General features: G+C 42.8%; 23 protein-coding genes and 1 riboswitch. Of the genes, 8 read left to right on the top strand and 15 right to left on the bottom strand.

Features of this window, described 5'->3' with window-relative positions; translation table 11 throughout:
• Positions 1–158: 158 nt before the first annotated feature.
• From CSV76_RS12030 to CSV76_RS11975, 10 genes are all read right to left on the bottom strand, one after another.
• Entirely contained in the window at positions 159–1013 is an 855-nt protein-coding gene (locus CSV76_RS12030; protein WP_099625728.1) for a MetQ/NlpA family ABC transporter substrate-binding protein, read from the bottom strand.
• A 65-nt stretch (positions 1014–1078) separates the two neighbouring features.
• A complete protein-coding gene (locus tag CSV76_RS12025) occupies positions 1079–1747 on the bottom strand; it encodes a methionine ABC transporter permease (protein WP_085426818.1) in 669 nt (222 codons plus the stop codon).
• On the bottom strand, positions 1740–2765 hold the full coding sequence (locus tag CSV76_RS12020; protein WP_085426819.1) for a methionine ABC transporter ATP-binding protein: 1026 nt from the start codon (positions 2763–2765) through the stop codon (positions 1740–1742). The genes CSV76_RS12025 and CSV76_RS12020 overlap by 8 nt, the downstream gene beginning before the upstream one ends.
• Before the next feature lie 84 nt (positions 2766–2849).
• A riboswitch (SAM riboswitch) is annotated at positions 2850–2955 on the bottom strand.
• A 49-nt stretch (positions 2956–3004) separates the two neighbouring features.
• The gene (locus CSV76_RS12015; RefSeq protein ID WP_085426820.1) at positions 3005–3304 is read right to left on the bottom strand and encodes a thioredoxin family protein; all 300 of its coding nucleotides are present in this window, start codon (positions 3302–3304) and stop codon (positions 3005–3007) included.
• Positions 3297–3650: a toprim domain-containing protein gene (locus CSV76_RS12010; protein WP_199170420.1), complete on the bottom strand. Its 354-nt coding sequence runs from the start codon at positions 3648–3650 to the stop codon at positions 3297–3299. Before CSV76_RS12010 ends, CSV76_RS12015 begins: the two co-directional genes overlap by 8 nt.
• A gap of 61 nt (positions 3651–3711) precedes the next feature.
• Entirely contained in the window at positions 3712–4092 is a 381-nt protein-coding gene (gcvH, locus tag CSV76_RS12005; RefSeq protein WP_085426821.1) for a glycine cleavage system protein GcvH, read from the bottom strand.
• Positions 4093–4168: 76 nt separating this feature from the next.
• Positions 4169–4528, bottom strand: a complete 360-nt coding sequence (locus CSV76_RS12000; RefSeq protein ID WP_085426822.1) for an arsenate reductase family protein — start codon at positions 4526–4528, stop codon at positions 4169–4171.
• 629 nt (positions 4529–5157) lie between these two features.
• A complete protein-coding gene (locus CSV76_RS11985) occupies positions 5158–6957 on the bottom strand; it encodes an acyl-CoA dehydrogenase family protein (RefSeq protein WP_304442270.1) in 1800 nt (599 codons plus the stop codon).
• A 33-nt stretch (positions 6958–6990) separates the two neighbouring features.
• On the bottom strand, positions 6991–8166 hold the full coding sequence (locus CSV76_RS11980) for an acetyl-CoA C-acetyltransferase (protein WP_085426825.1): 1176 nt from the start codon (positions 8164–8166) through the stop codon (positions 6991–6993).
• A gap of 27 nt (positions 8167–8193) precedes the next feature.
• On the bottom strand, positions 8194–10617 hold the full coding sequence (locus CSV76_RS11975; protein ID WP_483315646.1) for a 3-hydroxyacyl-CoA dehydrogenase/enoyl-CoA hydratase family protein: 2424 nt from the start codon (positions 10615–10617) through the stop codon (positions 8194–8196).
• 169 nt (positions 10618–10786) lie between these two features.
• Between CSV76_RS11975 and CSV76_RS11970 the strand changes: the two genes are divergently transcribed.
• Together CSV76_RS11970 and CSV76_RS11965 are read left to right on the top strand one after the other, a co-directional pair.
• Positions 10787–11107, top strand: a complete 321-nt coding sequence (locus tag CSV76_RS11970; protein WP_085426827.1) for a thioredoxin family protein — start codon at positions 10787–10789, stop codon at positions 11105–11107.
• Positions 11108–11360: 253 nt separating this feature from the next.
• Positions 11361–11876, top strand: coding sequence for a C39 family peptidase (locus CSV76_RS11965; protein WP_099625726.1), 516 nt, complete (start codon positions 11361–11363; stop codon positions 11874–11876).
• Here the strand turns inward: CSV76_RS11965 and CSV76_RS11960 are convergent.
• Positions 11865–12752, bottom strand: a complete 888-nt coding sequence (locus CSV76_RS11960; protein ID WP_099625725.1) for a 5'-3' exonuclease — start codon at positions 12750–12752, stop codon at positions 11865–11867. The genes CSV76_RS11965 and CSV76_RS11960 overlap by 12 nt on opposite strands.
• Before the next feature lie 137 nt (positions 12753–12889).
• Between CSV76_RS11960 and CSV76_RS11955 the strand changes: the two genes are divergently transcribed.
• The 3 genes from CSV76_RS11955 (at position 12890) to CSV76_RS11945 (ending at position 14769) form a co-directional block, all read left to right on the top strand.
• Positions 12890–13396, top strand: coding sequence for a hypothetical protein (locus CSV76_RS11955; RefSeq protein ID WP_233204474.1), 507 nt, complete (start codon positions 12890–12892; stop codon positions 13394–13396).
• A gap of 27 nt (positions 13397–13423) precedes the next feature.
• Positions 13424–14050 carry a hypothetical protein gene (locus CSV76_RS11950; RefSeq protein WP_085426831.1) on the top strand — a complete coding sequence of 209 codons (627 nt, stop codon included), beginning with the start codon at positions 13424–13426 and terminating at the stop codon, positions 14048–14050.
• Positions 14051–14202: 152 nt separating this feature from the next.
• A complete protein-coding gene (locus CSV76_RS11945) occupies positions 14203–14769 on the top strand; it encodes an MEDS domain-containing protein (RefSeq protein WP_085426832.1) in 567 nt (188 codons plus the stop codon).
• 54 nt (positions 14770–14823) lie between these two features.
• Here the strand turns inward: CSV76_RS11945 and CSV76_RS11940 are convergent, their stop codons facing one another.
• The 4 genes from CSV76_RS11940 to CSV76_RS11925 all read right to left on the bottom strand — a co-directional run bounded on the left by CSV76_RS11940 (position 14824) and on the right by CSV76_RS11925 (position 18297).
• Positions 14824–15510: a DNA alkylation repair protein gene (locus CSV76_RS11940; protein WP_099625724.1), complete on the bottom strand. Its 687-nt coding sequence runs from the start codon at positions 15508–15510 to the stop codon at positions 14824–14826.
• Positions 15511–15530: 20 nt separating this feature from the next.
• Complete coding sequence (locus tag CSV76_RS11935; RefSeq protein WP_158232798.1) at positions 15531–15914, bottom strand: CotY/CotZ family spore coat protein; 384 nt, start codon at positions 15912–15914, stop codon at positions 15531–15533.
• Between the two features lie 133 nt (positions 15915–16047).
• The gene (locus CSV76_RS11930; protein WP_099625723.1) at positions 16048–17067 is read right to left on the bottom strand and encodes a YheC/YheD family endospore coat-associated protein; all 1020 of its coding nucleotides are present in this window, start codon (positions 17065–17067) and stop codon (positions 16048–16050) included.
• Positions 17068–17073: 6 nt separating this feature from the next.
• On the bottom strand, positions 17074–18297 hold the full coding sequence (locus CSV76_RS11925) for an ATP-grasp domain-containing protein (protein WP_099625722.1): 1224 nt from the start codon (positions 18295–18297) through the stop codon (positions 17074–17076).
• Between the two features lie 315 nt (positions 18298–18612).
• Here CSV76_RS11925 and CSV76_RS11920 point away from each other — a divergent pair, with 315 nt between their 5' ends.
• The 3 genes from CSV76_RS11920 (at position 18613) to CSV76_RS11910 (ending at position 22304) form a co-directional block, all read left to right on the top strand.
• Positions 18613–20013 (top strand): FAD-binding oxidoreductase, encoded by a 1401-nt coding sequence (locus CSV76_RS11920; RefSeq protein WP_099625721.1) that lies wholly within the window; start codon positions 18613–18615, stop codon positions 20011–20013.
• Positions 20010–20984, top strand: coding sequence for a bile acid:sodium symporter family protein (locus CSV76_RS11915; protein WP_099625720.1), 975 nt, complete (start codon positions 20010–20012; stop codon positions 20982–20984). Before CSV76_RS11920 ends, CSV76_RS11915 begins: the two co-directional genes overlap by 4 nt.
• 186 nt (positions 20985–21170) lie before the next feature.
• Positions 21171–22304: a CapA family protein gene (locus tag CSV76_RS11910; RefSeq protein WP_099625719.1), complete on the top strand. Its 1134-nt coding sequence runs from the start codon at positions 21171–21173 to the stop codon at positions 22302–22304.
• The last annotated feature ends 36 nt before the right edge of the window (positions 22305–22340 follow it).

Raw genomic sequence — 22340 nt, 5'->3', positions numbered from 1 at the left:
GAATACGGATGCGAATAGAGCGAATAACATGCCCTATAGAGCATTCAAACGCTTGAATAGAGCGCTTAGCGGGCGTAATAGAGCGCTCACGCAAATGATTGAGCTTAACTAGCCTAATAAAAAACCGGTAGCTGCAATAGCTACCGGCATTTCTTTGTTTATTGTACTGGAACGACTGATCCAGACCATTCGTCTAAAATGAAGTTTTGGATTTGTTCTGAAGTCAATACTTCGACCAAAGCTTTGATTGCATCACTGTCTTCGTCACCGCTATTTACAGCAATTACGTTAACATAAGGAGACTCTTTATCTTCTAGCGCAATAGAATCTTCCATTGGATTTAAACCAGCGTCGATTGCAAAGTTCGAGTTGATCAACAATGCATCGCCTTCATCATTCGCATATAACTGAGGCATTAATGCCGCTTCGTAGTTCGCATCAAACTTTAGATCTTTCGGATTTTCTACGATATCTCCTACTTCTGCTTTCACTTTTTCTATGTCGTCAGCCAACTTAATCAAGCCTTTTTCCTCAAGCATAGCCAGTACACGTCCGTGATCTGCAACCGAGTTACTGATCAAGATTGTAGCACCTTCAGGAAGTTCTTCAAGTGAATCATATTTCTTAGAGTACACACCGATTGGCTCGATGTGGATTGCACCAGCATTGACGAAATCATAACCGAAATCAGCAATCTGACTTTCTAAGTATGGAATGTGTTGGAAGTAGTTCGCATCCAATTCACCTTCATCCAAATCTTTATTGGGAAGTACATAATCTGTGTAACTTTCAATTACTAAATCATAGCCCTTTTCAGCTAGTAATGGCTTTGCTTCTTCCAAAATGACTGCGTGTGGCGTGTTAGACGCCCCTACTGTCAATGTTGTTTTCTCGCCTTTTTCAGCCTCGTCCACATCTGGTGCTGCCCCGTCCTTGCTATCGTCTTTCGTTCCGCATGCTGCCAGTGCAAGCACTAATACTGCTGCGAATAAACCGAATAAAAATTTCTTCATCTCCACATTTCTCCCTCTCCATTAATGGAATGTTTTATGGTCAACAGGTTACCCTGAAAATCCTATTACCGTTTGTCCAAACGTTTTACAATGAGATCACCAATAATTTGGATGATGAATACGACAACCAATACTAAAATCGTTGCCATGATCGTAACGTCTTCCCTGCTACGCTGGAACCCCTCTAAATACGCAAGTGTACCGAGCCCTCCAGCACCAATGACCCCTGCCATCGCCGTATAGCCGACAAGTGCAATAGATGTCACCGTAATTCCAGAAACCAATGCTGGCATCGATTCAGGCAACAAGACCTTGAAAATAATAGTGGATGTTTTGGCACCCATTGAGCGAGCTGCTTCGATAACCCCTTTATCGATTTCCTGCAACGCGATCAATACCATGCGTCCGTAAAATGGAGCCGCCCCGATGATTAACGCAGGCAATGCCGCATTCGGTCCACGCATGCTGTCAAACAATAACTTTGTAAATGGGATAAGTAAAATAATTAAAATGATGAATGGAATTGATCGGAATATATTCACGAACGCGCCAGTAATAACGTTAATCATTTTATTAGCCCATAATTGTCCTGGGCTAGTCAAAAACAATATAAGTCCAAGTGCGATACCAAAAACGAACGTAAAGAATGTCGAGTATGCGGACATATAGAGCGTCTCGCCTGTCGCAAGCCACATTTTGTCCCAGTCAACATTCGGGAACCATTGCTCAATCATGTAGCAGCACCTCCGTCTTTACTTCATTGGCATCTAAGAAGACGATTGCTTCATCAATGATCGCTGTATCGCCTACCAATTGAAGTACTAATGTGCCATATGCGCCGTCACGCGTAGTCGAAATATTCCCTTGTACGATGTTGACGTCAATTGGAAATTTACGGATTAACTCAGCAAGCACTGGCTGTTCCGTACGCTCTCCAATGAAGGCTAACTTCACTAGCTTCCCTTGAGGTACTTCTTCTTGTAAATGAGCCATCGCTGCATCCGTATCACCAGTATCTGTCACTTGTGAAATGAAACGCTTCGTAATATCAGCCTGTGGAGATTGGAAAACGTCCAACACGTTACCGATTTCCATCACTTTTCCGGCTTCCATGACCGCCACCCGATTACAGATCTTACGAATGACATGCATTTCATGCGTAATCAAAACAATTGTCAGTCCAAGACGTTCATTAATATCCGTTAATAAATCCAGAATAGCATTCGTTGTTTCTGGATCGAGTGCGGATGTCGCTTCATCACAAAGCAATACTTCCGGATCATTTGCAAGGGCACGTGCAATACCGACACGTTGCTTCTGACCGCCTGAAAGTTGTGATGGATACGCCTTTTCGCGTCCTGTCAATCCAACTAAATCAATTAGTTCTTTGACTTTTTGCTTGCGTGCCGATTTCTTCACGCCAGCGATTTCAAGAGGAAACATGATATTCTCTTCTACCGTTCTCGACCACAACAAATTAAAGTGTTGAAAGATCATGCTGATTTTCTGTCGCGCATTGCGCAAGCCTGCACCTTTTAACGTCGTCATTTCCTGTTCATTAATCTTAATACTACCGGACGTCGGAGTTTCAAGACCATTCAGTAGTCTGATCAATGTACTTTTACCTGCTCCGCTGTATCCGATGACGCCGAAAATTTCTCCTTCTTCGATGTCAAATGTCACATCATCTACTGCGACAATTTCTGAACGGTTCAATTGGAACCTTTTATGAACGTTTGCTAGTTGAATCATTTTCCGCACCACCTTTAATTTAAAAAGACCTTCCTGCAGTTGAGCAGAAAGGTCCAACGTATATACATATGTACGTTAACATTTCTCTCATCTATCAAAGCATTACACTTTGAGTGAATTGGCACCATTTCACATATGTGACGGTTGCCGGGCTTCATAGGGCACTTCCCTCCACCGCTCTTTATAAGAGTTACGTATTCAATTGATTATCTACTTATACCATACTTCGAATTCTATTGTCAACTGAGCTTCTCCAGTAGATAAGGTACAGATTGAAAAGCGTAAATTTTTTCTATCGGCTCGCCTTTTCGTTGAATGAGCAAACAAGGAACGCTCTCTACTTCATATTCGATTGCAATATCCTGGACGTAATTCAAATCCGCTTTTCCAATGGGCAATTCCGGTCGCATCGCTTCTATTACCGTTAACATTTTCGAAGCGACTGCACAGGTACCACACATAGGTGTAAATAAATAAAAAGCGGCTATTTGCTCCGCCGCCTTTGCATGTTTCCAGTCTTCGATTGACCAATTATTCATGTGTTCCACCTGCCAAAAATTTAGGATGTACTTTAAAATTGGCGGCAGCTAAAATGCTGGCCAATAGCTTGATAGGCGTCGTCTCCACTTCACGATAGAGACGATCCGTGTATAGGTGTCTAGCTTCCGGATACAGTTGTTTGAACAGCTTTCGAATGGATTCACCTGACGCGTCCGCATCCAAAAATATGAAGATTTCATGTTGCTCGTACGGCTCAAGCAGTTCTTCGATGTGGTACGCACTGATGGTACCATTCGTACAAAGAATCTCTACAGGCTCTGCAAGGATCGGCACTAACCGCTTACGATCCGAACCGCCTTCTACAATGAGAACTTTCAGGTCCATGCGCTTCCTCCTAGAGTGTAAAAAAAACGCTGAGACGTTCCAGCGCTTTCCTTTGTGATGATTATTCAGCTGTCATTTCTTCGTATTGTTCAGCTGTCATTAACGCATCCAATTCAGCTTTGTCATCGATTTCAACTACAACCATCCATGCACCTTCGTATGGAGATTCGTTAACCAATTCAGGGCTGTCTTCAAGGTTTTCGTTCACTTCTACAACTTTACCAGTTAGTGGAGCATACAATTCAGAAACAGTTTTCACTGATTCAACGCTTCCGAAAGGCTCGTCAGATTTCAATTGATCGCCAACTTGTGGGAGTTCAACGAATACGATATCCCCTAGTTCAGACTGTGCAAAATGTGTGATTCCGATACGGTATTTACCGTCTTCTTCTTTTACCCATTCGTGCTCTTCTGAATAACGTAAATCTTTTGGTGTGCTCATGTCGTTACCTCCAAAAATATAATAGTTTATCTATCTTTAGTTTGCCATAGTTCCCGCGTAAAGACAAGATTCTAGATCATTTCTTCCATGTTTCTGCGAATGTTGTTTCATTGAAACCAACGGTCACTTTTTGGTTGTCCGACACGAGTGGACGTTTGATGAGCATTCCGTCTGAAGCGAGGAGTGCGATCTTTTCGTCGTCTGTCATGGTAGGTAGTTTGTCTTTCAAATTGAGCTCGCGATATTTCATGCCGCTTGTGTTGAAGAACTTCTTCATTTCGAGCCCGGAGTTTGCGATCATGCTACGAAGGTCGTCTTCGCTCGGTGGTTGTTCGGCGATGTTGTGTTCTTCGAATGAAATCCCCTCGTTCTCGAGCCATTTCTTCGCTTTGCGGCATGTGGTACATTTCGGATAGCCGTAGTATGTGATAGTCATAGTCGTAATCCTCCTTTTTTTCAGTATAGCAAATAAAGGCGTGTGGATACTAGTTTGGCGTGATAACAATGAGAAGCTGGCAGAGTGCTGGGGTGGGGATTTGCGCTTCGGAGGGGACGCGTTCTGGAGGGCGGGCGGTGAACCACACCCCTTCGCTTCGCTCGCAGGGTGTTTCACCTGTCCCGCTGATCCTCCCAGAGTCGCCCCTCCTACACTCCAATCCCTTGCAATGTAAGGAGGAGACACTTTTTTATAGTGCATTGAAATACGTTTTGTAATGGATTTTTGAACTTCAGTACTTGAATCTAAATAAGTAAAGACAAAACAATAATTCAAATACTACCTTCAATGAGTGATCTGAGTAACCGTACTATCAACGTAGGATGGAAGCGGAAGTTGGGGGCGACTCCCGATGGATCAGCGAAAGCCTTGAGACCCTGGACGGAGCGAAGCGTAGGAAGCGGCTCAAGCCGAGCCCATGGGAAAGCGTCCCCCAACTGGAGCTTCCATCCCCTCCCCTACACAAATTCACTCACTACTCCCAAGCACTTGCTTTGGAACTTGAACTTAAACAATTCCAGAAACAACAAAAAACGCCCCACGTAGGAGGCGTTTTGTCTAAGCTATAATTATACGATATACTTCTCTGCTTCGATCAGCTTCTCAGCCGCTTCACGCTTCTTCGCAATCAAGTTATACGGATTGTTACGAGTCAACTTACGCAACGCCGAAATCATCATGCGCTGGTTGTCGCCGTCTACTGCTGCAAGCAATGTCTCTTTTGCTGCCGCTTCGATGCGTCCGAACGCTTCTTGACAGAAGATCTGTGTATAAAGAAGCTTCTGGTTCTCTTTCTTTTCGCCGTTCTTGTTGATCGCCTTCTCCGTACGAAGCAATGCAGACTCCATACCGAATAGATCATTCGCAATATCTGCGATGTTCACAAGAATCTCTTGCTCTTGATCCAACTTCGTGCCATAACGCTGTGCTGCAAGTCCTGCAACCAAGATGCCGATTTTCTTCGCGTTCTTCACAAGCGCCTTCTCTTGAGCCAATGCTTCGTCGCCCACTTCTTCCGGCATAAGCATTAACAACTCTTCTTGCAATGCTTGTGCTTGTTGAAGCAATGGCAATTCGCCTTTCATTGCTTTCTTCAAGAATGTGCCTGGAACGATCATTCGGTTGATTTCATTCGTTCCTTCGAAAATACGGTTAATACGTGAGTCGCGGTAGATACGCTCTACTTCGTACTCAGCCATGAAGCCGTAACCGCCGTGGATTTGAACTGCTTCATCCGAAATGTAATCCAACACTTCTGAACCTACTACTTTATTGATAGAACATTCAATTGCGTATTCAGCAATGGAAGCCGCTACTTTCGCGCCGTCTTTTTGCTCTTCAGGGCTCATCGCCGCGTTACGCTCTTCGAAGTATCCAACTGTACGATAGATCAAGCTTTCTGTTGCGTACAACATAGAAGCCATCGTACCGAATTTTTCTTTCGTTAAGTTGAATGAAGAAATCGGTGTGTCGAACTGCTTACGCTGATTCGCATATTTGATAGCCAATTCAAGTGCACGCTTCGATCCGCCGATTGTACCTACTCCAAGCTTGTACCGACCGATGTTTAGAATGTTAAACGCGATCACGTGTCCGCGACCAATTTCACCTAATAAGTTTTCAACAGGTACTTCTGCGTCTTCTAGAATCAACGTACGTGTAGAAGATGATTTGATACCCATTTTCTTCTCTTCGGGTCCTACTGAAACGCCTGGATATTCTTTTTCTACGATAAACGCTGTGAACTTGTCGCCATCTACTTTTGCGTAGACTACGAATACATCAGCAAATGCAGAGTTTGTGATCCACTGTTTTTCACCGTTCAGTACATAGTGTGTACCTGCAGCGTTTAATTTAGCAGTGGTCTTCGCGCCTAATGCGTCTGATCCTGAGCTTGGCTCTGTCAATGCATAAGCGGAAATTTTCGCTCCACTTGCGGAGTTTGGCAAGTACTTCATTTTTTGTTCATGGTTACCGAATAGAACGATCGGTAATGTACCGATCCCTACGTGCGCTCCGTGAGTGATTGAGAAGCCGCCTGCCACTGATAATTTCTCCGCAATCAATGCAGATGAAATCTTATCTAGTGCAAGTCCCTCATACTCTTCTGGAATATCTGCTGCTAGAAGACCTAGATCTCCAGCTTTCTTCAGCAATGTTACAGAGTTTTCAAATTCATGGTTCTCTAGCTTTTCAATTAACGGTGTTACGTCGTTTTTTACGTACTCTTCCGTTGTTTTGGCAATCATCTTTTGCTCATCTGTGAAGTCCTCTGGTGTAAATACGCGACTTGCGTCCATATCCTCAGTTAAAAATGCGCCACCTTTTACGAATTCAGTCATAATAGTTCCCTCCATAGCTTTAGTCATATAATTTCCCCCTATTGTTTGTCTGTATTATTTTTATAGAACTTCGAACACTCCAGCTGCTCCCATTCCGCCACCGATACACATCGTGACGACACCGTACTTTTTGCCTTGGCGTTTCAATTCATTAATTAATTTCAACGTCAAAATAGTTCCTGTTGCGCCTAGTGGATGACCTGATGAAATCGCGCCACCATTGACGTTCACTTTATCTGTATCAAGTCCTAGTTCGCGAATAACTGCGAGCGACTGAGAGGCAAATGCTTCATTGAGCTCAAAAAGATCGATATCTTCAATAGATAAACCTGCAAGCTTCAATGCTTTAGGCACAGCTACAATCGGTCCGATCCCCATCACTTCTGGTGGAACGCCGCCTACTGCGAATGAAAGGAATTTTGCCATCGGCTTCAAGCCGCGCTGTTCAGCAACTTCTCGATCCATTAATAAGACCATTCCTGCACCGTCAGATGTTTGTGACGCGTTACCAGCTGTTACGGAACCTTTCGCTGCGAATGCCGGACGTAATTTCCCCAGTACTTCCGTCGTCGTGCCAGGACGCACGCCTTCATCCATTTCGAATAAAACCGTCTTTTCCTGATACTTGCCGTCTGCATCGACAAAACGCTTCGTTACTTCAACAGGTACAATCTCATCAACAAATTTATTTTCTTTGATTGCCGCTTCCGTACGTTTATGTGATTCGACTGCGAACGCGTCCTGATCTTCACGTGAGATACCATACTTTTGCGCCACTTGCTCGGCTGTATGTCCCATTCCCATATAATATTCAGGCGCTTCTTCTGCTAATTTAAAGTTTGGACGAATCGTGTTTCCCATCATCGGAACCATACTCATCGATTCAACGCCACCTGCTAAGACAGCTTCTGAGTGACCGAGCATGATTCGCTCTGCTGCATAGGCGATCGACTGTAAGCCAGATGAACAAAAGCGGTTGACCGTTACGGCTGGTGTCGTATCCGGTAACCCTGCCAATGCGCCAATATTACGCGCTACGTTCATTCCTTGTTCCGCTTCAGGCATGGCACAACCGATGATTAAATCATCGATCGGTCCATCATAATTCCCTGCACGTTTCAATGTTTCCTTTATAGTCAACGCCCCAAGATCATCCGGACGGACAGTTGCCAAAGAACCTCTTCCTGCTTTTCCAATCGGTGTTCGAGCACCGGCTACAATTACTGCTTCGCGCATTCTGTTTCCTCCTTTAACTATCTCTCATCAGTTACGTAACGGCTTACCCTTGACCAGCATATGCTGCATACGCTGCTGTGATTTCGGTTCTGCTACTAAACTTAAAAATGCTTCGCGTTCTAAATCAAGTAAGTACTGCTCATCCACACGTGTACCGTACGGAATTTTTCCGCCTGCTAGCACGTACGCGAGTTTCTTCGCAATTTTCAAATCATGTTCGCTAATGAATCCAGAACCGTACATGCCTTCAGCTGCTAACAATAATGTCGCATAGCCCGAATCGCCTGTTACGGGAACTTTCGCTCGCTTTGGTGCAACGTAGCCCGCTTCAAATAAAGCCAGTGCCGCTTGCTTCGCATCATAAATCTGATGATCTGGATTGACACTTATGCCGTCTGCAAAGTCGAGGAAGTTATTCTCTCTTGCTTCGTCAGCCGATGTTGAAACTTTCGCCATCGCGATCGATTCGAATACTTTATTCGCAATATGTTGATAATCAGTAGGTACACCGTTCGGTAAACCTTTCAGATGCTTCTGATACAAGTTGACGTTTCCGCCACCTCCAGGAATCAAGCCTACCCCTACTTCAACAAGTCCCATATACGTTTCCATAGATGCCTGAATATGTGCAGCTGGAAGACAAACTTCCGCCCCGCCACCTAGCGTCATCTGGAATGGTGCCACAACAACCGGCTTGCCACTATATTTAATCTTCAACATCGCATTCTGGAATGAACGGATGACAAAGTCGAGTTCAAAGATATTATCATCTTGCGCTTCCATTAAAATCATGCCTAGGTTTGCGCCGACACAGAAGTTTTTCCCCTGATTCCCGATCACAAGCCCTTTGAAGTTCTTCTCCACTTCATCTACCGCGAAGTTGATCATCTGAATGATGTCTAGACCAATAGCATTTGATTGTGAATGGAATTCTAGTAGAGCTACGCCATCGCCAAGATCGATCAAGCTTGCGCCAGAATTTTTCTTGATCACGCCGTGCTTTTTCTTATACTGCTTCAAGTTGATAGCTTTCTCATTTACTTGCACAACCTGATAGTCCGAGCCGTCGAAGTAGTACGTGTCGCCATCCTCTTCTTTATAGAAAGTTTCATAGCCTTTATCGAGCAATGACTGAACGAATTCAGGAATTTCCTTACCTTCTTCTTTTAGCATGTCAACAGACTTCTTCACGCCGATTGCGTCCCAAATTTCAAACGGTCCTTGCGTCCAGCCGAAGCCCCATTTCATTGCGTTGTCGATCGAAACGATATCGTCTGCAATTTCTCCATGAAGTTGGGCAGCATATAGCATTGTCGGTGTTAATGTATTCCATAAAATCTCGCCTGCACGATCTTTTGCATACAGCAATGTTTTCACTTTGTTAGCTAGTCCTTTTTGCTGTTTTGCCATTTCGATTGAAGGCGCTTTCATTTTCTGTGTAGGAATATATTCTAATGTCTTCATATCGAGTTCAAGAATATCTCGGCCTTCTTTAACGTAGAAGCCTTGTTTCGCCTTCGCACCGATCCAGCCATTATCAATCATTTTCGTAACGACGTCTGGCAGTTCGAAGATTTTTTGCTCTTCACCTGTCGTTTGATCGTAGACGTTTTTCGCAACGTGCATATACGTGTCTAGTCCCACTACATCCAATGTACGGAATGTTGCGGATTTCGGACGGCCGATCAATGTACCTGTAATTGAATCGATTTCTCCGATTGTATAACCGCGTTCTAGCATTTCATGCAATGTCACTTGTAAACCATACGTACCGATTCGGTTGCCGATAAAGTTTGGTGTATCTTTCGCAATAACGACTCCCTTACCTAAACGATCCTCACCGAACACTGTCATGAACTCGACAACTTCAGGTGATGTAGTTTTTGTAGGAATAATCTCAAGCAATTTCAAGTATCTTGGAGGATTGAAGAAGTGTGTGCCAAGGAAGTGTTTCTGGAAATCTTCCGAACGTCCTTCTGTCATCGCTTCAATACTAATACCCGATGTATTGGATGAAATGATGGTGCCTGGCTTTCGCACATTTTCAATCTTTTCATATAAACTCTTTTTAATATCAAGGTTTTCTACGACGACTTCAATGATCCAATCTACGTCTTTCAATTGATCCAAATGGTCCTCGAAATTTCCTGGTGTAAGTAATGCTAAGCTTTTCTTCGTTGTCAGAGGTGCCGGCTTTTGTTTTTGTAATTTCTCCAATGCTGTAGCCGCAAACTTATTACGGAACTTTGGATCGTCATACGTTAATCCTTTGGCCTCGTCGTCTGCACCTAATTTCGGTGGTACGATATCCAATAAAAGTACGGGAATGCCAATATTCGCTAAGTGTGCTGCAATACCAGAACCCATAACTCCAGATCCTAAAACTGCCGCTTTTCTAATTTGATAAGTCACGTGCAATCCTCCCCTTATGTTCTTTGAATGAACACTCATTCATTTATAGCGTAAAAAAAATACGCATTGCCTATAATTGCTAGTATAAATCATTTGAAACTATTTCGCAATATTTATTTCATATTTAATCTGACTTTTTAAAATAAGCACTTTAATTCCCAATGCTTTAGAATCATTGTACACTATTCATTGAATGGAGGCGATAGAAATGAAAGAAATTAAAACAGCAAGTGAGTTTGAAGAAATCATTGCGAGCGACAAACCAGTGCTTGTGAAGTTTGAAGCTGGCTGGTGCCCTGACTGTAAGCGTATGGACATGTTCATCGATCCAATCGTTGAAAAATACGATACATACACATGGTATGATGCGGATCGCGACGTTATTCCTGAAATCGCTGAGAAGTATGAAGTCATGGGTATTCCAAGCTTGTTAGTCTTCAAAAATGGTGAAAAGCATGCACACTTGCATAGTGCGTTTGCGAAGTCACCTGAACAAGTTATGGCGTTCTTAGATGAAGTAAAGATCTAAAGATGGTAATAAAAATGCTGAGAGCCTCTAGGTTCTCAGCATTTGTTTTATAGTTTAGTTTGAAGGTCTAAGAGCGGTTGCGTGGCGGCTATGAGTGGTTAACACGGCTGATAGAGCGCTCAACGGCCTGGATAGGGCGGTCGCGCGGTTGGCTAGAGCAGTCTAACCGGTTACATAGAGCGGTCACGCGGATTCATTGAGCATTTCAGCATTCCCAGCCCCATAACATACCCACTAAAAGGAGGCATTCAGCATGTCCAAATACATAGAAGTGAAAGGCAAATCACAATATGATCACGACATTGAACCACGTTATCGTCCATCGGCTTGCGGGCCTGTTACAGCGTATGTATTGTTGCGCCATTTCTTTCCCACCGAACAAACTCCTTCTATTAATGAGCTGTATCGAACATTAGGTAGTACGAAGATTGGTTTGCCTACTTGGCGGTTTGTTCGTAGGCTGAACCAAATGCTCGGCTCGCAATGGAATGTGAAAGTTTGTACTGTACAGCAGGCAATTGAACAGATCGATGAAGACCGTCCTGTTGCGTTGAAATTTGATAAATGGTTCAAATTCAAATGGCGTAGTCGTTTTTCATTCAATTACCACTGGGTCGTAATGGTTGGCTATGAATATGTAGACAATCAACTGCTTGTACTCGTTCATGATCACGGTGGCAGAAATAGCGCGAGCCGTGTACGCTCTATCCCTTATGAGCCGAATAAAAAGATTTTGACGTTTGTTACGATCGAACCGTTAAAACGGTGAAACCGGTAGGCCTTGTTTTGCAATCATGGAGTAGCCCTGTTCTTCCATTACTTTGGCGGTTTCTACCGTGAACTCGGGAATGATCAATTCTTCTAGCGGATCATCCAGCTTGATTTCACAATGAATCGTTGCGAGATCTCTTGATATCATCAACATCTCTTCTTCTGCGTTTAGCTTCTTTTGCAAACCTGCCGTTAAGTTTTCTTTCGCTGCAAGCACGCCATCGACCGAACCATACTCCTGTATGAGCTTCAATGCCGTCTTCGGTCCAATCCCCTTCACACCAGGATATCCGTCGCTCGAATCTCCAGTAAATGCTTTCATATCAATAAATTGCTTCGGCGTAATTCCATACCCTTCTATAAAACGAGCTTCCGTGTATTCATCATACTGCGTGAATCCTTTTTTCGTTAGCGCAATCGACACATCCGGTTTCAACAACTGGAGTAAATCTTTATCCCCCGATACTACGGTCAATTTGGCTTCGTCTTTCCACGTTTCAACTAGCGAACCAATCAGATCATCCGCTTCCATGTTCTTAATTCCATAACTCTTCCATCCTAGCGTTTCCGATACTTCGCGTGCCATATCGAACTGTGGAATTAATTCTGGTGCAGGTGCTGGGCGATGCGCTTTATAGTCTGCGAATAATTCATTACGAAATGTTTTCGATCCCATATCCCAGCACACCGCCAAATGTGTCGGTTGGAAAATCGAGATGGCACTCATCGTGTGACGTGCAAACCCTTGTACCCCGTTCGTCGGTACATCCATTGCATTGCGGAAAAACTGACCACTATGTGCCGTCGCAAAAAACGAACGGAACAAGAGCGCCATTCCGTCTACTACTAAAATATGCGGTTTATTTTCATTCATTATAGTCCACTTCCTTCACCTATAGTTTAGCACAGCTGTCGAACGAAGAGAGAATAAGGTCAAATGACTATCAGGCTGCATATGATAAAACGAATAGAAAAAGGAGGCGTAATGAGTTGAATCCACAAGACGAATTTATGTGGTATCCACAATACACAGATCAAAATTGGCAAGGTGCTGATCCACAAGGCTTCTCTACAGCGCAATCGTTTTCACCTTGGCAACCTTGGTTTTCAGGATCACAAGGTTTTCCAGGTATGCAGTGGTTCCCAGGTATGCCAGGATTCCCGGGGTCATCTGGTTTTCCACAGCAACCTAATTTCCCTGGACAGCAACCCGGTAGACCAGGAGGCAATCAAGGGTCACCCAATCAAGGTGGGCAGGCGGCCGCCCCTACTACTCCGCCACCGAATCAAGTTCCAAGTTACCCGGAATTCCAGACGTTCGCGGTAGATCCCGGCGCCATTGCGGGTTGCTTGTATCGCTTTACGTATGTATGGACATCTCGACGCAATGGATTCTGGTTCTACCCGACATTCGTCGGTAGACAATCCGTAGCAGGTTTTCAATGGAACGCGCGAAGATTCCGCTGGGAGTATATCGGTATTGACTTACAACGTATCGATCAGTTTCGTTGTGTTTGAAACAAGTAGAAAAGAAGGAGTGATAGTTTGAGTCAGCAGAATGAAGGTATGTGGTATCCGCAGTTGCCTGATGGTTATCCAGGGCGACAGCAAGAGACGTATCAACAGCATCAACCGCAACATGGTCAATATCCACAACATGGGTGGCAAGGTGGAAATACCCCTGGTTATCCGCCACCCAATCAACAGAATCCTCAATGGCCACCTGGTTATCCAGGACAGCAGCCAGGATATCCTGGGCAACAGCACGGGCATACACCACAACCAGGATATCCCGGGTACCCTCAACAACCTTCATATCCAGGGTATCCTAGTCAACCAGGACATCATCAACAGCATTATCCAGGACAGCAGCCAGGTCATCAACACGGACACCAAGGTGGTCAACCACAACAAAGTGCGCCGACTTTTGCTCCACCAAGCCAAACGCCGAGTTATCCCGATGCCCATTTACGTGCAGTCGACCCAGGCGGAATAGCGGGATGTCTGTACCGTTACACGTATGTATGGACTTCGCGGAATAATGGATTCTGGTACTATCCAACATTCGTTGGCAGAACTTCGATTGCCGGCTACCGATGGGATCCACGCCATTACCGATGGGAGTATTATGGATTAGACTTAAAAAAGATTGATTCATTCAGATGTATGTAAAGAGCATTTTATACAATTGATATATCGAAAAAAACCTGACTATTTGTCAGGTTTTTCTTATTTACGACATATCTTTACAATGGACTCGTTTTACTCTAACATTTAAATAATGATATTTTTAAAATCATCCATATAAAGGAGTTGAAAATCATATGAAAACCCGCATTCAACAATTAATTGAAAGCAAGAGAAATTTACATATTCTTTACTCCTACAAAGATCTAGATCACCATATCCAATTGGTTGCGGCGTATATTGAGGAAGGTGTTCGCGCGGGCGAATATACCATTCTAATAGACAATGAACGTATACATCTTTTGATAAAAAATGAGTTACAGAATAGGTTAAACGAAGAGGAAATGAAATACCTTCATTTCATCAATAATTTCCACTTCTATTATTCTACTGGTAGCTATCATCCCGCTACGATTGAACAGTATTTAACAGAAACTGTCACGCCTTATGTAGAAAATCAATTACTATTCCGTTCATGGGCACATGTAGAATGGGCGACGATGGACGGTCCTTGGCATATTATAGAGGACTTGGAGAGGTTCGTAGACCACGCCGTGAACGAATTATCATTTCCGCTGATCTGTGCTTACAAAGAGGAAAGCATGCCCGAGCATTTGCAAGAATTACTATTTAAAACGCACCCGCTCATTATAGTAAATGATGAGCTCGTACAATCAGAGGTATACGAAAGAGAATGTAAGTAAAGTTCCTAGCGCCATTTACATAACTAAAAACCTAGTCAATTAACTAGGTTTTTGTCATTTCCTTTTCATACCACGAATGATCTCCTTCACGTCTGCCCCTACCCGTGTCGATTCCGTGATTTTCTGCAAAGCTTTATTATACGTAAACAAATCCAATGAGTGATCCCCTGTTAAATACTTCATCGTCTGATCGGGCAACTTCACAAAACAAATAGATAGCGCCCATCCAACTGCCATTTTTGCATAATATCCTTCATGTTGTACATCATCTAATAAATCAAGAACTCTGTCGATATAGTCAGGTTCAATATAATAATCAAGCAACATGACTATACCGAAGCGAAGTTCATACTCCTTGTCGGAAATCATATACGGTTGAAGGAATGACCATACACGTTCTTTATTTTGCTTGGTGAATTTTAACCCTGTACAAAAACTGTCGCAAACAGACCAGTTATCTATTTTGGGTACAAATGTCTCTACATACGTCAAAAGTTCCTCTACATCCGCTTTTGCATATCCAATGACTAAACCTTGTAACATCACTTCTTCAAAGTACTCGTCATTCGCAGTTTGCAAATATGTCCGCCAGTCACCTTTTGCAATCTCCTTTGCGAGTTTGCGGAGTTCCGGCATGCGCACTCCGAGTACATTATCGATATTCGGTATGAGCGCGGATATAAACTTCTGATAGCTAGCCTCTTGTAGTTCAAAAATTTGTTTTCTGATCGTGTCTTGCATAAAGTATCACCTTTTACGTTTTATTTTTTCGGTTCAATAATAGGTAGTGGTCTATTGACTAGTTTAGGTGGTAGGGGTGTGATAGTGCAAAAGCAATTGATATTGACTATAATACAGCTTTTTGTCTTCTTGAGGGAGTAAAGTTCTTCGCAGTCTTCCACTGGATTCCCTTCCATATCGACTGGCTCGAGTAAGGTCAGAGTCGCGCAGCATGTATCTATATCGATTTTTTCCAATCTGAAATATGGAGTCTTTATACATTGATAGTGAGCACTGAACGGCTTTTGTAATGCACAGTCATGCAGTGTAAAGGGGATTGTATCGTAGACAGGTAGTGAACAGACAAATTGTAATCCATGGCCGAATTTCTTCATCATCTCTTGTTCTTCCAGTAATTTTTTCATTGCTAGACAAATCACACTAGGTTCATTCATCATTTTCCTTCCCTTCATATATACGTATCTCTTATATATATGCCAAAGTAGAATGACAGGTTAGGTTTGGGCAAGCATGAATAGATAATTATTTGAAACCTTATTAAGTTGATTCATTTTTCTTGGCGACATACATGGCATAAGGAATATGGTTCTTTGCTATAGCGAGTATGAAATCTACGCATCCCGGTCTCCAATTCACTTCGAAGATCCATAGCTTATTATTTTCATCGATACCTATATCAATACCCAGCTCATCGAATTCCACGTCATAAGTACTTTCGAATTCAATCGTGAAGTGCTCAGCAAATTCCTCTAAAGTTTTTTTCATATTCATCCACTCATCATCAAATTCTCTTTGTAAAAATGTTTTTAACTCTCCCTTACTACCGCCGCGTGAGATGTTGCTAGTCACTCGATCCGTCGTACCTATCCGAGGGAAAATGATGGGAATTATCCATTTCCCCTCTCTGTCCTTTTGAACATGCAGTCTTAAATCATACGGATTCCCATCTTTTGTTCGGCATAAAATATATGGTTGAACCAAATAGTCTTCCTCACTGATTAAGTCTTGAAGTTCGGAAATAAGTTGTTTTCGATTCGTAGTTGTCTTTTCTGTATCGACTACTTTCTGAAACAGCTCTCCATCTTGCTCTATAAACCAAACCCCCTTCCCTTGACTGCCGGATACTGGTTTGATAATCACTTTTTTATATTTTGTCAAAGCCTCCAATACATCTTTCGGTTGATCCACCCGTATAGAAGGGATCAAATACTTTTCAAATCCTGACATTTTACTAATTCTCTTATAGACACTCATTTTATTGCCAACCGGTTGTGAAGTGAAAGGAATCATTTCACTTAATTTATCGTAGACGGCAGTATCTTCATCGGTTTTCATCCAGTATGAATTGAAAATGACATCCGGGAACAACAATTCTTTTTGAATCCATTCGCCCTGTTCATAAACATAGCCTGAAATTACGTTTGTCGTGAAATTAACATCGCGTGGTGAAAAGTAGTAAAAATTTATTCCTTCCATTTTAGCAACAGCTGCCCAGGCGAAAGCTCTATCTACTTTGCTTGGGTGTTTATTTGAATGCAACATTCCTACTGTAATCATCTGCGCTCACTCCTCATTCGTTTCTATATAGAACTTGATATTCTTCGCTGCATGCAAGGCATTTTGTTTCGCTTTTGATGCTGAATCGCCCGAAGCTATGACGTAACCATATCGATTTCCCATCGAAGTGGGTGGAGTCATGAACGTGCCTTTACGTGGCTTCACGTAGACTTCACGCACACCTTCATATATCATGGCATTGCTTTTTCCTGTCACTTTCAGTAATGTACCGTAAGCATTCACGGTAATATAATGCGTATAAATATAATTTTCGTGCCTTCTCTTCAAATTCATTTCTTCTCCAATAAAAAGCTTCAATGTCTCTTCCATTAAATTAATTCCATACGCCTCTTCTATCATGCGATTCATAGCACCACCCGAAATTCTTGGGTTTAATTCAATCAACTTCCAGGTATCCCTGACATATCGTAGTTCAAGGTGACAGGCTACATTTTTTGCACCTAAATCCTCACAAATAGATTCTATTGTCTTGAAAAGCTTATCGTATAAACTTTTCTCCAGTGATAATTGAAAATCATAACCGGTAATGATGAACTTCAAGTCTTTTTGAATGTCCTGTTTAATCACTGCAACTAGGTGGTGCTCCCCGTCAACCACTACAAGTTCAACTAAATATTGAGGTCCATCCAAGTATTCTTCAACGACAATTTGCTGGCCAGGGTGGACTTTCAACATGCCCTTCATGACACGCATCATTTCTTTTCGATCTTCAACGAGATATACGTCTCTTGATGCCTTTGAAAGTGGCGACTTGATGATGAGGGGAAATACTTCCTGTTCGATGATAAATTGCTTCAAATTTGCCGATGTTTCATAAATCATAAACTTAGGTGTCGCTTCGTTCTTAGCTAATGCTGTTCTAGTTAATACTTTGTCCTCCATTTTCAGATAGGCATCAGCGGAAATTTTCGAATCGCAAAATTCATTCGCAAGATGGGCAGTCATCGAAACAAATGGATCTACGAAACTGAAAATCCCTTTCAACTTCATTCCCGACTTCTGTAGTGAATGAATCTGATGACGAATCACCACTTCCGTTAGGCTGTCAACATGAATCATATGTGTAACTTCGGGGAACTCTTCCCTTTGCTCGAGATACTTCATATTCTCGGTTAGCAAGACCGTTACATAGCCTATCCTTTCTGCAGCCTTTATGGCTTCTCTGCTCGAACCACTCTTCGTGGTTTCCACAAACAAAATAGTATCCATTTCACACTCTCCTTCGTCAAAGCCTGTTATTCATTTGCATATGTTAATGAAAATACAAACAAAACAGTCACTTATTTTGGCGTTCTTTTAATCATATGAAAGAGTATAGCTAGTCGGATAGGCCTTCGAACATGCGTACATATAGTTTTTTGCATCAGTGAAGTATTGAATGAAAAAAGAATAATATGAAAACTATTATTGAATTGTTCAAATTAGCAAGTATAATAGTATAATGTCCGCTAGAATAGTTATAAAATTCTAATCAATGGAACTACTTTCAATAAAATGAATTCAACATACAAGGAGAGAACAACTATGACAGCAACTACTGAGAAAATTGTCCAAGCCCTGAAAAAGGTATTAACCGATGAACAAGTAACGATCAATGAAACCGTGCGCGAACTTCATGGTAAAGATGAGTCTTACCATACGATGAAACTTCCGGATATTGTGGCGTTCCCTTCGTGTACGGAAGACGTCAGCAACATCATGCGCATCTCAAAAGAACTGCACGTTGCGGTCATTCCATTCGGACTTGGCTCAAGTCTAGAAGGCAGTGTCATCCCTGATAACGGTGGGATCACAATCGACTTTTCAAACATGAACGCGATTCTAGATGTGCGCGCAGAAGATTTCCTCGTTACTGTACAACCGGGCGTTACGCGTACTCAATTAAATAAGGAACTGAAGAAACATGGGTTATTCTTCTCTGTCGATCCAGGAGCAGACGCGACACTTGGAGGCATGGCAGCAACGAATGCTAGCGGTACGACTTCCGTCAAATACGGCGTCATGCGTGATCAAGTACGTGATCTGGAAGTTGTTACGGCTGACGGAACTGTTATACATACTGGTAATAAAGCAGCTAAATCTGCGTCGGGTCTCCATTTGAACGGATTATTCGTCGGCTCTGAAGGAACTCTTGGTTGCTTCACTGAGCTGACATTGCGCGTCTATGGTATTCCTGAATTCACAACGGCAGCTCGCGCATCCTTTCCTTCTGTAAAAGATGCGGTAGAAGCCGTAGTTTCTATTCTGCAAGCTGGTATTCCGATCGCGCGCGTGGAATTGGTCGACGAACCATCGATGCGTCAAGTAAATATATTCAGTGAAACGGAGTATAAAGAACAGCCTACACTATTCCTAGAATTCCACGGCAATGAAGCGGGACTTCAACAAGACGTCGAATTCACGAAAGAAATTGTGGCGGATCATCACTGTGAAAACATTGAGTTTGAAACGGACAATGCCGAACGCAATCGATTATGGGAAGCTCGACACAACTTGGCTTATGCTTTCATTCACGGCAACCCAGGTAAGAAGCTAATGGTGACGGATGTGTGCTTGCCTATTTCGGAACTAGCCGATGCAGTCAATCATGCGCGTGAAGTCGTTGAATCATTGAATATGCCAGCCGGTATTGTTGGCCATGTTGGTGACGGTAACTTCCACGTACTATTGATGATGGACGTCAACGATCCAGCTGAAATCGCCAAAGCGGATGAGTTGAATGAAAAAATTGTTCTGTATGCACTCGAGCGTGGCGGTACATGTACTGGAGAGCATGGCGTAGGAATCGGCAAACAGAAATACCAGCAACAAGAACATGGCCCTGCCCTTCTAGTCATGCAAAAAATCAAACAAGCTCTCGATCCGGATCATTTACTCAATCCAAATAAAATCTTCCACCTTGATTTAGAGGTGACAAAGCCATGAAAGCACTCGAAGCTATTAGTTCTATAGCAGGAAAGTTTTTTGCATTTTGGGTCATCATTGTTGCGATTATTGCATTCATGTTCCCGAGTCCTTTTCTTGGATTAGGTGCCTATATTACGATTTTATTAGGCGTCGTCATGTTTGGAATGGGACTGACATTACGCGCTGTGGACTTCAAAATCATTTTGACTAATCCGCTACCCGTGATCATCGGGGTTGCCGCACAATTTATTGTTATGCCATTGGTTGCTTTCGGTTTAGCCTATTTATTGAAGCTACCACCTGAACTAGCAGCTGGCCTTGTATTACTTGGATCTGTTCCAGGCGGTACCGCTTCAAACGTTATGGTCTATCTGGCAAAAGGGAATCTTGCATTATCTGTCGCTATGACATCCCTTTCCACATTATTGGCACCACTCGTCACACCGTTATTGTTATTATTGTTAGCAGGTCAATGGCTTCCGGTAGATGCGTTGTCGATGTTTAAGTCAATCGTACAAGTGATTATCATTCCAATCGTTCTTGGGCTACTCATTCAACGGTTCTTCCCTGGAGCGGTTGCAAAAAGTGTATCCGTCGTACCGATTATTTCAGTCGTTGCTATTCTCATCATTGTCGCTGCGGTTACTTCCGCGAATGCAGGCAATGTAGCGAGTTCAGGTTTCATCGTGTTTATCGCGGTATTCTTGCATAACGGTATCGGATTACTACTCGGCTATCTAATTGCGCTTGGACTCGGATTAAATGAAAACGACAGACGCGCCATCTCACTTGAAGTCGGCATGCAAAACTCAGGTCTTGGTGTAGCACTCGCTACCGCTCACTTCGGGCCACTCGCAGCCCTCCCCAGTGTCTGGGGTGCCATCTGGCATAATATCTCTGGCCCGATTCTAGCAACCATTTGGTCAAAAAAGCCGACTGGCGATACCCAAGAGGATCATGTGATCAACCAAGTGAAAGTACATTCATAAAAAAAAGAAACCGCCAGACCTCGATCTTTTTGTCGAAGTCTAGCGGTTTTTATACATAATGGTAAAATATATAAGTTTTTTATTACAATTCCAATTTTTGATTGTTTACCAATCTACTAATGTGCTATCGTTAACTTTGGAAACCTACATAGGAATAGCATTTATAGATTTGGAGAGATTAACTTGATGAGGAAATGGCTTGTGGCTTCATTGGTCTTTGTCTGGACCGTTGGCGGCATAATTTTATGGAATGATTGGAATACTAGAGAGTATGGACTAACTTCAGAAAAGAAAAGTACGGTGACTAACTCTGTAGCAAAGGACACGACTGAAAAAGTAACAGAAGTGAAAGCAGAACAAAAGGTGGAAGAAACGATTAGTACTACAGCAACGATTGGAATGATCGGAGATGTGCTTTTACATAATCCCATCTACACGTATCCGAACTTTGATTTTGCATTTGAAGAAATAAAAGATAAAACGGCAAGTATTGATTTTCTATTAGCGAACCAAGAATCTATGCCAGCTGGTGTCGAACTTGGATTGTCTACGTATCCAAAATTCAACAGTCCAAAACACATACTCCCGGCTTTGCAAAACATTGGTGTCGATATGGTTACCTTCGCGAACAACCATACATTCGATAAAGGAGAAGCCAGTGTACGAAAGTCAATTGAGCATGCAAATGAATATGGGCTTGAGTATGTCGGCGCCTATGAATCATTTAAAGATCGCAAGACGCAACGGATTGTCGAAGTCAACGGCATCAAAATTGGAGTACTTGCCTATACGTATGGCACAAATGTGGAGCTAGACTTGCATGACAAAGAGTACTTGGTCAACTACATCGACCGTGAACGGATGGAAAATGAAATTAAAGAAATGAAACCGATGGTAGACGTTACAATCGTATCATTGCATTGGGGGCCTGAATATCATCTCGAAACGTCTGAAGATCAAGCAGAACTTGCGCAATTCGTTTCAGATGCGGGTGCAGATGTACTATTTGGACATCATCCACACGTCTTACAACGCTATGGTGAAGTAGGAAACACGAAAGTTTTCTTCTCACTTGGCAACTTCTATTCCGCTCAACCATTTGACTATACGAACTTTGGCGGAATCGCTAAGCTATCGGTGACAAAAGAACAAACAGGCGATCAAAAAACGGTAACTATCGAAGATCCACGATTTTTCCCAACTGGCGTCATTCGAGATCAAGATAGGCGTTTCAAAGTCGTTCCGCTTAGTAAAGCTAACCCAACGATTAAATACAATGATGAATGGGTTGAAAACCATGTAGGCGTACCAAAATGGTAACATTCCCGAACACTGAAAAAGCCTTTCTAATCCTAG

The organism is Sporosarcina sp. P17b, assembly GCF_002743115.1.
Classification (GTDB): domain Bacteria; phylum Bacillota; class Bacilli; order Bacillales_A; family Planococcaceae; genus Sporosarcina; species Sporosarcina ureae_C.
This window is presented reverse-complemented; position numbering and strand designations above follow the sequence as displayed.